We start from the raw sequence: 14,640 nt of genomic DNA, 5'->3' as shown, positions 1-14,640 counted from the left end.
ATTTATTTCTTAAATTTTAATTTTTTTAATTCTTCTTCGCTTAATTTAGGACTAGTATTTTCTATAGAACAATCATACTCTAGCTTAGGATAAACCCGAGTTTCTCCCTCTAAAATTACTTCAATTATTGCATTTTTAATTTTAAAAATTTTGTCTAAATAAATGTTATCAAACATATTTTTTTTATCTAATTTAAAATATTTCAAATTATAAGATTTAGCCATATTTTCTAAATTTGGAACATAATATCCACCAGAATTAGTTGTTCCTGCAGTTACATTTTGAAAATATAGTTCTTGAAATTGAGTAATCATTCCTAATGCATTATTATTTAAAACTATTACTTTTACTGGAAGATTATACTGAGATATAAGCATTAAAGACTGAGTTGACATATGAAATCCGCCATCCCCCATTATTGCAAAGACATCATTTCCTTTATTTGCAAAAGCTGCTCCTACTGCTGCTGGAAGAGAATATCCCATAGGAGCTAACCCACCACTTGTGTACCATTTCTGATCTTTTTTTATTTTTAAATATTGTGCTGCCCACATTTGATTTTGACCTATATCAGCAGTAATTATATCTCCTTCTTTTGAATATTTATTTACTAAATCTATTATTTCATACGGCATTTTATTTTCAACGTTCTTTTCAATTTCTTTTGCTTGACTATAGTTTTCTTTTAAATTTTTCAAATAATTTTTCCAGCTTTCTGAAATTTTAAAATCACAAATATTATCATTTAAATAATTTAAATAATCTTTAGCTCTGATTTTTAAATTTATTTTATTTTTTAATCTACTATATTTCATCTCTTTTTCATCAATATCTACATGAATTATTTTTTTATTTTCTGAAAATTTCTCTAAAAAATTTCCAGTTTGTCTCAAATCTAACCTACTCCCTAATGTCAACAAACAGTCTGAATTGTACACGGCTATATTTGCACATCTATTTCCATAACTTCCAATTAAACCCATATGTTCATTTTCTAATTCAGAAAAACATCCTTTCCCTAATAAAGAGTTTACTACAGGAATTCCTGTTTTTTTTACAAACTCTTCTAACAATTCTTTTGCATTTTCAGATATAAAACCTCCCCCAATTAATAATATAGGCGCTTTTGAATTTTTTACTATATCCAAAGTTTTTTCCAACATATCTAAGTTATCTAATATCTTATCTTTACTTTCAATTTCTATTTTTTTAATTAATTCTATATTTGCTCTTTGAATATTTAATGGTATATCCAAAAGAACAGGACCTTTTCTTCCTGTTGTTGCTATTTCATATGCCTTTTCTAACTCTTCTACTAATTTTTCTGAATTATCTATTAATTTTGCATATTTTGTTATTGGTTTTACTATTGAGATAATATCTGTTTCTTGAAAACCTTGTTGTTTAATTGGTTTATTATATTTATAATCGTAAGTATTTACTTGTCCAGTTATATATATTACTGGAATAGAATCAAAATAAGCATTTGCAATTCCTGTCATCATATTAGTAGCTCCAGGCCCACTAGTTGATATTGCTACACCTATATTTTGAGTTTCTCTTGCATATCCTTCTGCTGCTATTGCAGCACTCTGCTCATGATAAGTTTGAACAAATTTTACATTTTTATTTTTATGAATAGAATCTACTAGATGGGTAATCATTCCTCCAATATATCCAAAAACTATTTCTACTTTTTTTTCTTCAAAAAATTTAACTATATAATCTGATGCTTTCATTTCTTATCTCCTATTCTAGAAAATTCTTCTATTTGTTTTATACAAAAATCATATATATTATTTTCTTTATAATTTTTATACCAATCAACTGTTAGTCTAATGCTATCATCTATAGTTAATGTTGGTTTCCAGTTTAATTTAAATCTTGATTTTGTTATATCAAGTAATAATAAATTAGCTTCATGGACATTCTTTTTATCTGAAATATCTTTTAAATTACCTTGCCCATAATATTTTATTATTTTTTCCCCTATTTCCCAAACATTCACAATAGAATCCAGAGTTGGACCAAAATTCCAACCTTCACAATATTTTATTGGGTCTTCTAACATTTTTTGCCCAAGTAATAAATACCCACTTAAAGGTTCCAATACATGTTCCCAAGGTCTTATTGCTTTTGGACTTCTTATCTCTATATCTTTTTTTTCTTCAATAGCTCTTATACAATCTGGTATTATTCTATCCTTTGCCCAGTCTCCACCACCAATAACATTTCCTGCTCTAACACTTGCTATTGATTTTTTATGGTTATTATAATCTTTTGGATTCATAAAAGAATTTCTCCAAGAAGATATTGCTATTTCACAAGCTCCTTTTGAAGAAGAATATGGATCATATCCTCCAAAAGCCTCATTTTCTCTATAACCCCAAATTTGTTCTTTATTATCATAACATTTATCTGTTGTTATCATTATCCCTACTTTAGTCTCTTCACACTTTCTTATTTCTTCTAGTATATTTATAGTTCCCATAACATTAACCTCATAAGTTTCTACAGGAATATTATAGGATAATCTTACTAAAGGTTGAGCAGCTAAATGAAATACTATTTCAGGTTTATATTCATTAAAAACCTTATTTAAATGTTTTTTATCTCTAACATCTCCTCTTATATCAATAATCTTATCTGAAATTTTAGACAAAACAAAATTATCTTTTTCACTATATGGATCAAGTGCATAACCTATTACTTTTGCACCTAGTTCATTTAGCCATATGCTAAGCCAAGAACCTTTAAAACCAGTATGCCCTGTAACTAGAACTCTCTTTCCCTTATATATATTTTTAAAATTTTTCATATTCATCACTATTCCCAAACTTTCCAAGGAGCATTATTTTCATCCCACATTTTATTAAGTTCCTTATTGTCTCTTAAAATATCCATAGGCTTCCAAAATCCAGTGTGTTTAAATGAATTCATTTTCCCATCCTTTGCTATATTTTCTAAAGGAGATCTCTCAAATATACAAGTGTCATCATCTGGAATATAATTAAATATTTCTGGCTCACACACAAAATATCCAGCATTAACCCAACTTCCATCTCCTGCTGGTTTTTCTGTAAATGATTTTACACTTCCATCTTCAGATATATTTAAAGAACCAAATTTACCTTGAGGTTTATAAGCTGTAACTGTTAATGCTTTTTCTGATTTTTCATGAAACTTTATAGAATCTTCTATATTTAAATCAATTACTCCATCTCCATATGTTAACAAAAAAGTTTCATTTCCTATATATTTTTGAATTCTTTTTATTCTTCCACCAGTCATTGTATCAAGGCCTGTATCTACAAGTGTTACTTTCCAATTTTCAGCATGAGAATTATGAACCTCCATACTGTTATTTTTCAAATCAAAAGTCACATCACTCATATGTAAAAAATAATTAGCAAAAAATTCTTTAATTACATACCCCTTATATCCACAACAAATAACAAATTCATTAATCCCATAATGAGAATAACTCTTCATTATATGCCATAATATTGGTTTTCCTCCTATTTCTACCATTGGTTTTGGAATTAAATTTGTAGCTTCACTTAATCTTGTACCATATCCCCCTGCAAGTATTACAGCTTTCATATTTTCACCCCTTAGTTTTCCTTATTTTAAAATATACTCTCTAATTTTTTCTATCATAAAGTTTAACATCTCATCTGTCATCCCTGGATAAACACCTATCCACAAAGTATTATTCATTATAAAGTCTGTATTTTTTAGTTCTCCAACAACTCTATATCCCTCTTGTTTTTCTCTCATTTCATCAAAAGCAGGATGTTTTATTAAATTTCCAGCAAATAAATTTCTAGTTTGAATCTTATTTGCTTCTAAAAATTTAGCAAGTTCTATTCTTGATTTTCCACTATCTTCTTTTACTGAAATAAGGAATCCAAACCAACTTGGATTAGAATTTTTTTCAAGAGTAGGTAATATTAGTTTATCTTCTAATCCTTTTAAACCTTCATGCAATTTCTTCCAATTTTCTCTTCTCTTTTCAACTATGTAAGGTAGCTTTTCTAGTTGAGCTACTCCTATAGATGCTTGCATATCTGTAACTTTTAAATTATATCCAAAATGTGAATATACATACTTATGATCATAACCTAGAGGAAGTTCCCCATATTGTTTTGTAAATCTACATCCACAAGTATTATCAACTCCACTTTCACACCAACAATCTCTTCCCCAATCTCTAAAAGAATTTATCAATCTATGAAGTAATTGGTTATCAGTATAAACTGCTCCCCCTTCTCCCATTGTCATATGATGAGGTGGATAGAAACTTGAAGTTCCAATATCTCCTATTGTTCCTGTTTTTTTCCATTCTCCGTCTATAAAATATTCTGAACCAAGAGCATCGCAGTTATCTTCCACTAGCCATAGATTATGTTTATCACAAAATTCTTTTACTCCTTGAAGGTTAAAAGGATTTCCTAAACTATGAGCAATCATTACTGCCTTTGTTTTTTCACTTAAAGCTTTTTCCAACATATTTACATCAATATTATATTCTGGAACTGTTACATCTACAAATACTGGTATAGCACCATATTGTATTACAGGAGTTACTGTTGTTGGAAATCCTGCTGCAACTGTTATAACTTCATCTCCTCTTTTTATTCTTCTTTCTCCTAATTCATTAGCAGTTAATGCCATAAATGCAAGAAGATTCGCTGAAGATCCTGAATTTGTTAAAGAAGTAAATTTAACATTCATATATTTTGAAAACTTATTTTCAAACTCTTTTACCCAATGCCCCGAAGTAAGCCAAAATTCTAAAGAAGAATCAACTAAATTAACCATTTCTTTTTCATCAAAATATCTTCCTCCATAGTTAACATAAGTATCTCCACCAATAAATTCTTTTTTTTCTCCGTATTTTATTTCATAATATTCCTTAGTTTTTTCAAGTATTTCTTGTCTTAAATTTTCTAATTTTTTCATTTTACTCTCCTATTTTAATTTTCTAAATATTCTGTTTTTATTTTATTTCTAATATTCCAAAATTGTATTACTCTCGTTTTTCTCAATAAAAAAGCAATTATTAAATCTTGTCTTGTGTATTCTAATTTTTTCATAATTTGTTTTTTTTCTTCCTTGTTTAATTTTTTCTTTTTATAAATTCTCCAAAGTAAATCATATTTCGAAAGCTTATACTGAACTTTATATTTATTCTCTAATTTCTTTAAAATTTTATAATCACTAAGTATTACGCCTATTATTGTAGATTTTTTTAAACTATCATTATCTTCTAACCTATATATTGCTATTGGATTATTTTTAATATATAATCCTTTATACTTACTTATATATCTTACCCAAAATTCATAATCTATACTTGGAAGATAATCATTATTAAACCCTCCTATATCAATAGCACAACTTTTCCTAAATGCTGTTGATACTGGTGCTAAAATTTGAGGACCGCATAAAAATCTTTCTAACTTTATCTTTTCAACAGTTTGTTTTCCATTTGTTGGATTTTTTATCTTATTATTAATAAAATCTTTTGTTATATGTTGAAAATGAATTAAATCGCATTCATACTTATCTTTTATTTTTTTTATCTCATTCAAAGCATTATTAAGCATGATATCATCGTCATGAATCATAATTATCCATTCTGCCGTAGACAATTCTATACATCTATTCCAATTCCCTGTAGCTCCTATATTTTTTTTGTTTTTATAATAAAAAATTTTTCTATTCTTATATGATTTTATTATTTTTAAAACTTCTAAATTTTTAAAATCATCATTATTATCAACAATTATAATTTCATAATCAACATCTATATTTTGTTTTAAAACACTTTCTAATGTTTCTTGCAATAATTTTTTTCTATTATATGTTGGTATAACTACAGAAAATATAGGTTTTTTCTTATTTTTCACTTCTCCACACATAAGTACTGACTCTATATTTTTATATTTTTCAAAATTATTTAGCATATAATTCCTTTCAATCTTTTATTTTTTTAATACATTTCACTCTTCTACTAGGGCTCATCTCATCAGACCAGTTAGCATTTGGAATATTATAGTTATGTCCATATATCTCAATTAATCTTTTTATAGAATTCCTTGGAATCCTTGTATTGACACCCATAAAATTAACTTCCCTTAATGTTGTATCTGATAAAACATTATAAACAATCTCATCTTTATTTTTACTTGGTGAGTAACAAATAACTTTATTATTATTCCTTTCAAATAAAAATATTTCTATTTCTATTTCTTTAAAAATATATTTTAAATACTTTAGCTTTCCATCTAAACTTAAAGAGTCTATTCTTTTAAATTTATTTTTTTCAAGTTCTATTATAAAATTAGGGTTTAATTCTTCTTGCATTATTCCAATATTAAAGTTAACATCATAATCTATAAAATTATTCTCTCTTATTTTACCAAGTAAAGTTCCAAATTCTAGCCAATATTTAACATTATTTTCACTTGAAATTTCATTTAAAACAATTAAAATTTCTTTTCCTATTTCTAAAAGTTTTTCTCCCTTAATTTCTTTTTCCATTTTATCTTTTCTTTTTTTATAATAATTTCTTCTACGAATATATTTAATTAATACATCAAAAGAAACTTTAAATATAATATTTGTTATAACTATCATAACAGCTATTGCTGCTGCTATTCCAATATCACCAGAATCGTTTTTATAAATCATCATTATAGAAACTAATCTTGTTTTAGATGTATATAAAAATATTACAGCAGATATAGTTATCATAGAATTTATAAAATAATAGGAAAAACTTTCTAATATTGAATCTAAAGATAACGGTATAATTACTTTAAAAATAGTTCTAAACCACGATACTCCCATAATATTTGAAATTGTTTCATACTCATTATCTAATTTTTTTAATCTAGATGTTATTGTAAGAAAAGGCGTTGAGAAAAAATGAACTATATTAGCTATCATTATTATCCCAAAGCTTCCATATAAAAAATTTAGTAAATTATCTTGACTATTAAAAAAGAAAATATAAGCTAAACCAATTGTTAATCCTGGCAAAGCATTAGGTATTATTGAAAGAAAATATCCTAATTTTCTTATAGACTTAAAGTTTTTTTCTCTTTCAACTAAATAAGCTGTAAAAAAACAAATAATCGTTCCAAATAATGCTGACAAAAAAGAAACGTAAATAGAGTTATTAAATATTAACCAAATACTTTCTCCCATTACACTAAATGAATAAGAATTTAAAGAAATACTCATATCATAAGGCCATTGTGTTACTAAAGAAGCTATAATTACAACTCCAAATAGTATTAATATGAATAAACTTATTAATACTGTATAACTACTAAAAAATAAATCTCTTATTTTATTCTCATTAATCCTATATTTACTTGCATTTGAATCAACTATGGAAGATTTAGTTTTTATTAAAACATCAATAATAAATGTTAAAAGGGCTGGAATAATTAAAATAATTCCAATCGTAGCTCCCATAGAAAAATTTTGTTGTCCTATTACTTGTTTAAAAATATCAGTTGAAAGAACATTAAAATTTCCACCAATTACTTTAGGAGCTCCAAAGTCAGAAAAACTTAATGTAAAACCTGCAAATAAACAAGACATTAACGAATACTTAATATTTGGAAGCGTTATAGTAAAAAACTGTTTAATTTTACCTATCCCCATAATATTAGCAACTTCATATTTCCTATAATCTTCTGAATCAAAGGCAAGAAGAAGCATAAAAAATAAAACAGGGAAAACAAATATTATTTCTGCTATAACTATTCCTAAAAATCCATATATAGGTAAGCTGATCCCTAACTTTTTAGTTATTATTCCTTGTCTTCCAAAAAGATAAATAAGAGAAATACCATGTGTCATAGTAGGCATAAAAAGAGGCAATAATGCAATACTTTTAAAAATTAATTTACCTTTTAGATTTGTTCTATTTATACTATAAGAAAACAAAAACGCTAAAACAACCGCAATTAGCGTAACTGTTATTGACACTTTTAAACTATTTGTAATCGATGAAAATGTAACTGGATTTTTTAAATACTCTATAAAATTATTTATTCCTATAAATTTCCCGTTATCATTTTTAAAAGCTTTTATAAATAAAGTCATTAAAGGTAAAAGAACAGAACAACTAAAAAATATTATTATTCCGCATGAACAAAACAATTTAAAAAATTTATTTTTAAAATTATTCATATTAAATCAAATCCTTTTTAGGCAAAGTGATATATAATTTATCTTCTAATTTTAGATTTAATTTCTCTTTTTCTTTTGGTGGAATATCTATTAATACTTCCTCTTCAAATAAACTAGTCGTTAATCTATAAAAAGAACCTCTAAATTCAATATTCCTTAATACAGACTCATAATTAGTTTGCTTTTTTTCTAAAGAAAACTTAATATTTTCAGGTCTTATGGCAAAAACATCCTCACCTTTTGTAATAAAATTTATTTTTCCTATAAAGTCTGCAACAAAAATATCTTTAGGATTATTATATATCTTTTCTGGAACATCAAATTGAACTATTTCCCCACCATTAATAACAGCTATCCTATCTCCCATTGTAAGAGCTTCTTCCTGATCATGAGTAACCATAATAGTAGTTATCCCAAGTTTCTTTTGTATATCTTTAATTTCTTTTCTTAAATTTTCTCTTACTTTTGCATCAAGTGCAGATAATGGTTCATCAAGAAGTAGTATCTTTGGTTCTAAAGCTATTGCTCTTGCAAGAGAAACTCTTTGTTGTTGTCCACCACTCATTTCATCAGGATATTTAGCTGAAGTTTCTAAAAGTCCTACTAAATCCAATATTTTATTTATTTTTTCATATCTTTCTTTTCTATCTTTTATCTTTTTTCGTAATCCATACTCGATATTCTCAAAAACTGTCATATTAGGAAACAAAGCATAACTTTGAAAAACCATACTTAGATTTCTTTTTCCTGGAGCTAAATCATTAATTTTCTCTCCATTAACATAAATTATACCTGAGTTTAATTTTTCAAGTCCTGCAATAATTCTTAAAAGAGTTGTTTTCCCGCAACCAGAAGGCCCAAGAAAACAAATAAACTCACCTTTCTTAATTTTTAAATTAATTCCTTTTAAAACATCTATCTTTCCATATCTCTTTCTAATATCTTTTAATTCTAAATAATTCATGGCTATTCACCTTTTCCATATCTTTTTTCCCATTCTTTAAGAATTCTATCTCTATTTTCAGCAGCCCATTTAAAATCTATTTTTGCTAACTTTTCTTCAAAATCAACAGGATATCCATCAAGTTTTGTATGAACTCCTTTATATGAAACTAATCCTATATTTTTGGAATATTCCTCCATCATTTTTTTTGAAATTGCCCATTTAATAAATTCTATTGCCTCTGGTTTTATATTTTGTTTATTAACTAATGCAATTCCTTCCATATCCCAACCGTAACCTTCATCTGGTAATACTGTTATTATAGAATGATTCATTTTACCAAGTCTAAAACTTTCACTATCCATTCCTATTCCTATTAATTGTTCACCTTGCATAGTCATTTTAACAGGAGCACTACCTGAATGAGTATACTGATTTATATTTTTATTAAGAGCATCCATATATTCCCAAGCTTGTTTTTCTCCCATTGTAGCTATCCATCCTAAAATTGTTAAATACCCAGTTCCAGATGATGCTGGATTTGGCATCACTATTTCTTTATTAAATTTAGAATTTAATAATTCTTTATAAGATTCAGGAACCTTAATATTTCTTTTTTCAATTTCATACTTATTGATTGTTAATGCTGAAGTCCAAGCAGTCATTCCAACCCAATAAGGTTTTAAATTTATTTTGTCTATAAATTTAGAATCTATATTTTCAAGTAATTTAGAATCTATTTCATACAAACTTTTATTATTAGCTAATTGAATTAAATTGATACTTGCCATCCCCCATAATATATCTGCTTGAGGATTCTTTCCTTCTGCAATTAATTTAGCTGCAATTGCTCCTTGTGAATCTCTTACTATATTTAACTCTATATCTGGAAAATCTTTCTTAAATATTTCTACATAGTTTCCTAAGTATTCTTCCTCTAATCCAGAATAAACTGTTAAACTTTTTTTAACTTCTTTTTTACCACAAGCCCCTAAAATTAAAACAAAAGATGCTAATAAAATAATTTTTATAATTTTTTTCATATTATTAATATTCTCCTTTTTCTACAAGTTTTGGATAAATCTTTTTCATTACTCTCTTTAATTGATATTCATTATCTATCTCTGACCATAAAATTCCATTTCCTTTTTCATAGGATATTTTTCTTGTTTTAGCAATTTCAGCTAAACAACTTTCATAGGCTAATTTACTATTATTTAATTTTTCATAAGTTTCAAACATTTTCATAAATAAAGAATTTGAAAGCTTTTGTAACCCTGTCATTTCGCCATATTCTCCACTAATTTCATTTAGATTAGAAGTAAGTTTTCCTATACTATCATTATTTATTTCAAAATAATAATCATCTGACATTTGTTTATCCTCTGTTAATAATATAGCATCCTTTTTTTTAGAATTAATTAAAATTTCAATAGCTTTTCTTTCATAAATTAAATCTCCTTCTAAAAGTAGAATTTCATCTTCATCTTTTATTAAATCTTTTGTAACATAGAAGCTTCCCATACTACTAGTGTTTGAATAATCACTATTTTCAATAATTTCAATACCGTCATATTTTTCACTTAAAATTTCAAAAAATTCTTTCAAATGCCCTGTTACTAAAATAATTCTTTCAACACCAAAAAAATTTAAATTTTCAATAGATCTTTCTATTAACGGTTTCTCATTTATTTGTAAAAAAGGTTTCGGAAATTCTCCTTTAGTAATATCATTTAATCTAGTTCCCATTCCTGCTACAAGTATTACTGCTGTTTTCATAACTACCTCCAATATTTATTAATCCCATTTTTTGTATAATATTCATTATTTTTTAAAGTTTTTCTAAATATTTCCCATCCATCAGGACCTTTAAATCCATAATTTCTTTTATGCCATAAATGATATTGTAACACTGTATTTTTAAGACCTATATATTTTGCATTAACAGCTTCAAATCTCCATTGCAAATCACTATCCTCTCCTATACCTGGAGACTCAAAATCTTCATTAAACCCATTTATTCTTAAAATTATATCTTTAGTAAAGCCCATATTCGATCCAAGAAGTCTTAATTTTCTTTTCTTTAACTTGGTTGCTACCGGTAAATACACACATTCTGTCCATGCTTTACTATAGGGATGTCTTAATTTTCCTATTGTTATTTTATAATCCCCTTTATTTTCAAGAATCTTTTCACTTAATTCTTTGCTCATTTCACATCTTCTTCCAAATATAACTTCATAACCTTTTTTAAAATACCTATAATAATTCTCTAAATATTTTTTATGAACTATGCAATCCCCATCTACAACTAATATATACTTACCTTTAGATTGTTTAAGAGCTTCATTTAAAATCTTACACTTTCTAAAACCTTTATCCTCTTGAAAAACATGTTCTATAGGAAAATTAAACTCTTTTCTCCACTCTTTTAATTTTTCTAACATTTCTTGTTTTTCGCAATCCTCAGCTATGATAACTTCAAATTTTTTAAATGTTTGAGTTCCAAGTGATTTTAACACACAATACAAATAATCATATTTATTGTATGTTGAAATTATAACTGATATCTCCATTTTACCCCCTATTAATCTTTGCTTTATACACTAGTTTTCCCTGTTTTCCTTCTATTTTTTTAGAACTAATTCCAAATTTTTCAGCTATTACTTTTTTCATTGCAAATACGTCATCCCAAACAAAAGGTTTTTCAATATAATCTTCATCTAGACCTCTTAATTTCCTCGTATCTTTTATAGTTTCCTTCAACTTTGTTTCTCTTTCTGTAGATAAACTATAGGCAAAATCTATTATCTTTACTTTTTTTGCATCTCCATTTTTAAAATATATATTAGAAGGATTAATGTCCCTATGAATAATTTTAGCATCATGTAATATATCTATAACCCTACTTAATTCATCTATTATATATTCTTTTGTTTTTTTAGTTATAACATTTACTTCTTTTAAAGTTTTTCCCTTAACATATTCTGAAACTACTATCCCTGCATCTCCTAACTTTTTATAACAAAAATATTTTATAAAATATTTTTCTTGAAATTTCTTACTTTCTTTTAGCTGATTATAAGCATTCCATTCATTTTGTGGAATATTATAATCGTCCATATATTTTATAAAAACTCTATTTCCTTCATAATTTCCTAAAAAATAAAAAACTCCCTCATGTCTCCATTCCATGGTTTTGTATAACCTAAGATTAGTTATCCCCTCTTCATTTAATAATATCTTAATTTCTTCAAAATTATTAATTAAAAAATAAAAAACTCTTCTTAATCTTTTTAATATTTTTTTCACTTAAATCTCCACCCCATTATTTCTAGCAATTCATTATATTATATCATAATTTTTCAATAAATTTTATCCTTCTAATGATATTTTTCAAAAAACTTTAAGCTTTTTATTTTTTTTATGTTATTATATAGTTAATGTTTTTAATTACTTTTTATTAGGAGAATGCTTATGAAAATTTTAGTCGTTAGATTTAAGCAAATTGGAGACTCTATTTTAGCTTCAGCCATTTGTAACTCTTTGAAGGAAACTTTTCCAGATTCTAAAATAGATTATGTTTTATACGAACATGTATCTCCTTTATTTAAACATCACAAATATATTGACAATTCTATAACTATTACAAATGAGGAACGAAAAAATCCTTTTAAATATTTATTCAAAGTTTTTAAAATAACTAGAAAAAAATATGATATTGTTATCGATGTTATGTCTACACCAAAAAGTGAACTTTTTACATTATTTTCTCTTAAGGCTAAATATAGGATTGGTAGATTAAAAAAATATAGAGGTTATACTTATACTGATAAGATAGAAGAACCTAAAAATGCAAAGGATAAAGTAGATAAGTTCTTAGCTATGTTAAAACCTCTTGAAAGAGATTTTAATGTTAAATATGACTCTAGTTATAGTATTAGTGTAACAGATAAAGAAAAATCATATATGAAAGAAAAAATGATTGCTGCTGGGCTTGACTTCTCTAAACCTATTTTTGCCTGTGCAATAAATTCTAGAGTCCCTAGAAAAGTTTACCCTATAGATAATATGATACAGGTAATAAGTCATTTAATTGATAAACTTAATATTCAAATTATCTTTTATTATTCACCTGCTGAAAAAAACTTTGCAAAGGAAACTCATAGAAAACTAAATAATAGTAAAAATATATTTTCAAATATTGAAACTTCTTCAATAAGAGAACTTGCAATGCTTTTATCAAACTGTGACTTATTTTTTGGTAATGAGGGTGGTCCTAGACATTTAGCACAAGCTTTGGATATTCCTAGTTTTGCTATTTTCTCTCCAGAATCATCAAAAAAAGAATGGCTAGCCAACAAAAACGAAAGACATAGCGGTGTTGAACCTCAAGATTTCAAAATTCAAGAAAATATGACTAGAGATGAAATTTATAGGTTAATTACTCCAGAATATATAGAAAATGAAGTAACTAAACTTTATAATAAATTTGTAAAAAAATAAGAGAAATTATTCTCTTATTTTTTTATTTATGTTTTTTTCTAATTCTTGCAAAAGAAAATATTTTTTTCTTACTTGATTTCTTTTTTTACTAGGAACATCCTCTATTTTTTTTCTATGTATCGCATCTGGCAATTTCCAAATTTCTCCTTCTCTTTTACTTTCTAAAGATTCCCAGAATCCATCATAGTTAGCTAAAATAACTCTTTTTCTATTATACCTTCTAGCTTTATAAACATGACTCCCATTCCCAACTGCATATTTATCAAAATTAAAGCCTAAACTTTTATCTAGAAAATATAAACTTTCAACCAATAGTTTTTTAGGGAAAATACCATATAAATTTTTACTATTTTCTTTTATAACTTCTTTATCTATATCTCTTTTTGCTCCTTGCATTCCCCCTATAAAAATTATATTCTTATTCTTTATATTTAAGATACTAAAAGTAATAGTTCCTAGTTTTATTTTATCTGGAGAAAATATTGTAATACTTACCTCTCCTTCCTTATCAAAGCTGGTATAAACATTAAATCTAACTATATATTTTCTTCCATCTTTTCCTTCTATTTCTCCTATATTTATATATCCCTTTGTATATAGTTCTTCTTGTAAGCCAAGAGATAAATTTTCATCTATTAGTTTATATGTATTTATTATCCCTTTAACTTTCATAGAAATATCCGAATTCAAATACAAATAAGGCCTATGAATTTTACTTATTAATATTGGATAATCATATATTTTCTTTCTTAAATAATTATGATTAACTATAAAATTATTCAATTTATAAGTATATGGAAAAGTAAGTATCCCTCTTAATAAATATTTTAATCTTTTTTTCTTATTATTTAATTGTGCCTTTAATTCTCCTCTTTTTAAAATTTCTAAACTTAAATCAATTTCTTTTATCATTTTTTTACCTCTTGTATAATTTTTATAAAATTATACAGGAAATTTATTTCAACTTTCTTTCTATT

Annotated in this window: 13 protein-coding genes; 1 reads left to right on the top strand and 12 read right to left on the bottom strand. The window is 25.8% G+C overall.

The window, feature by feature from the left end; all coding sequences use genetic code 11:
- Window positions 1-2: 2 nt before the first annotated feature.
- From Q7K47_05435 to Q7K47_05385, 11 genes are read right to left on the bottom strand one after another with little or no spacing between them, the layout of a single operon-like run.
- Window positions 3-1,739 (bottom strand): thiamine pyrophosphate-binding protein, encoded by a 1,737-nt coding sequence (locus Q7K47_05435; protein MDP0506661.1) that lies wholly within the window; start codon window positions 1,737-1,739, stop codon window positions 3-5.
- On the bottom strand, window positions 1,736-2,824 hold the full coding sequence (gene rfbG, locus Q7K47_05430) for a CDP-glucose 4,6-dehydratase (GenBank protein MDP0506660.1): 1,089 nt from the start codon (window positions 2,822-2,824) through the stop codon (window positions 1,736-1,738). Before rfbG ends, Q7K47_05435 begins: the two co-directional genes overlap by 4 nt.
- A gap of 2 nt (window positions 2,825-2,826) precedes the next feature.
- Window positions 2,827-3,603, bottom strand: coding sequence for a glucose-1-phosphate cytidylyltransferase (rfbF, locus tag Q7K47_05425; protein MDP0506659.1), 777 nt, complete (start codon window positions 3,601-3,603; stop codon window positions 2,827-2,829).
- A 21-nt stretch (window positions 3,604-3,624) separates the two neighbouring features.
- Window positions 3,625-4,965: a lipopolysaccharide biosynthesis protein RfbH gene (rfbH, locus tag Q7K47_05420; GenBank protein ID MDP0506658.1), complete on the bottom strand. Its 1,341-nt coding sequence runs from the start codon at window positions 4,963-4,965 to the stop codon at window positions 3,625-3,627.
- Between the two features lie 14 nt (window positions 4,966-4,979).
- Window positions 4,980-5,972, bottom strand: coding sequence for a glycosyltransferase (locus Q7K47_05415; protein ID MDP0506657.1), 993 nt, complete (start codon window positions 5,970-5,972; stop codon window positions 4,980-4,982).
- Between the two features lie 10 nt (window positions 5,973-5,982).
- Window positions 5,983-8,214, bottom strand: coding sequence for a putative 2-aminoethylphosphonate ABC transporter permease subunit (locus Q7K47_05410; GenBank protein ID MDP0506656.1), 2,232 nt, complete (start codon window positions 8,212-8,214; stop codon window positions 5,983-5,985).
- Window position 8,215: 1 nt separating this feature from the next.
- On the bottom strand, window positions 8,216-9,178 hold the full coding sequence (locus Q7K47_05405) for an ATP-binding cassette domain-containing protein (protein MDP0506655.1): 963 nt from the start codon (window positions 9,176-9,178) through the stop codon (window positions 8,216-8,218).
- A 2-nt stretch (window positions 9,179-9,180) separates the two neighbouring features.
- Window positions 9,181-10,200, bottom strand: coding sequence for an extracellular solute-binding protein (locus Q7K47_05400; GenBank protein ID MDP0506654.1), 1,020 nt, complete (start codon window positions 10,198-10,200; stop codon window positions 9,181-9,183).
- Window positions 10,201-10,204: 4 nt separating this feature from the next.
- Window positions 10,205-10,936, bottom strand: coding sequence for a phosphocholine cytidylyltransferase family protein (locus Q7K47_05395; protein MDP0506653.1), 732 nt, complete (start codon window positions 10,934-10,936; stop codon window positions 10,205-10,207).
- 2 nt (window positions 10,937-10,938) lie between these two features.
- Window positions 10,939-11,733, bottom strand: coding sequence for a glycosyltransferase (locus tag Q7K47_05390; GenBank protein ID MDP0506652.1), 795 nt, complete (start codon window positions 11,731-11,733; stop codon window positions 10,939-10,941).
- A gap of 1 nt (window position 11,734) precedes the next feature.
- Complete coding sequence (locus Q7K47_05385; GenBank protein MDP0506651.1) at window positions 11,735-12,469, bottom strand: lipopolysaccharide kinase InaA family protein; 735 nt, start codon at window positions 12,467-12,469, stop codon at window positions 11,735-11,737.
- 165 nt (window positions 12,470-12,634) lie between these two features.
- Here Q7K47_05385 and Q7K47_05380 point away from each other — a divergent pair, with 165 nt between their 5' ends.
- Window positions 12,635-13,663, top strand: a complete 1,029-nt coding sequence (locus Q7K47_05380) for a glycosyltransferase family 9 protein (protein MDP0506650.1) — start codon at window positions 12,635-12,637, stop codon at window positions 13,661-13,663.
- 6 nt (window positions 13,664-13,669) lie between these two features.
- Here the strand turns inward: Q7K47_05380 and Q7K47_05375 are convergent, their stop codons facing one another.
- Window positions 13,670-14,575: a DUF535 family protein gene (locus Q7K47_05375; GenBank protein MDP0506649.1), complete on the bottom strand. Its 906-nt coding sequence runs from the start codon at window positions 14,573-14,575 to the stop codon at window positions 13,670-13,672.
- Window positions 14,576-14,640: the final 65 nt, after the last annotated feature.

This window comes from Fusobacterium sp. JB019 (assembly GCA_030673965.1).
Taxonomy (GTDB): Bacteria; Fusobacteriota; Fusobacteriia; order Fusobacteriales; family Fusobacteriaceae; genus Fusobacterium_B.
Note: the sequence above shows the minus strand (reverse complement) of the source record. Positions and strands in the feature narration are given on the sequence as shown.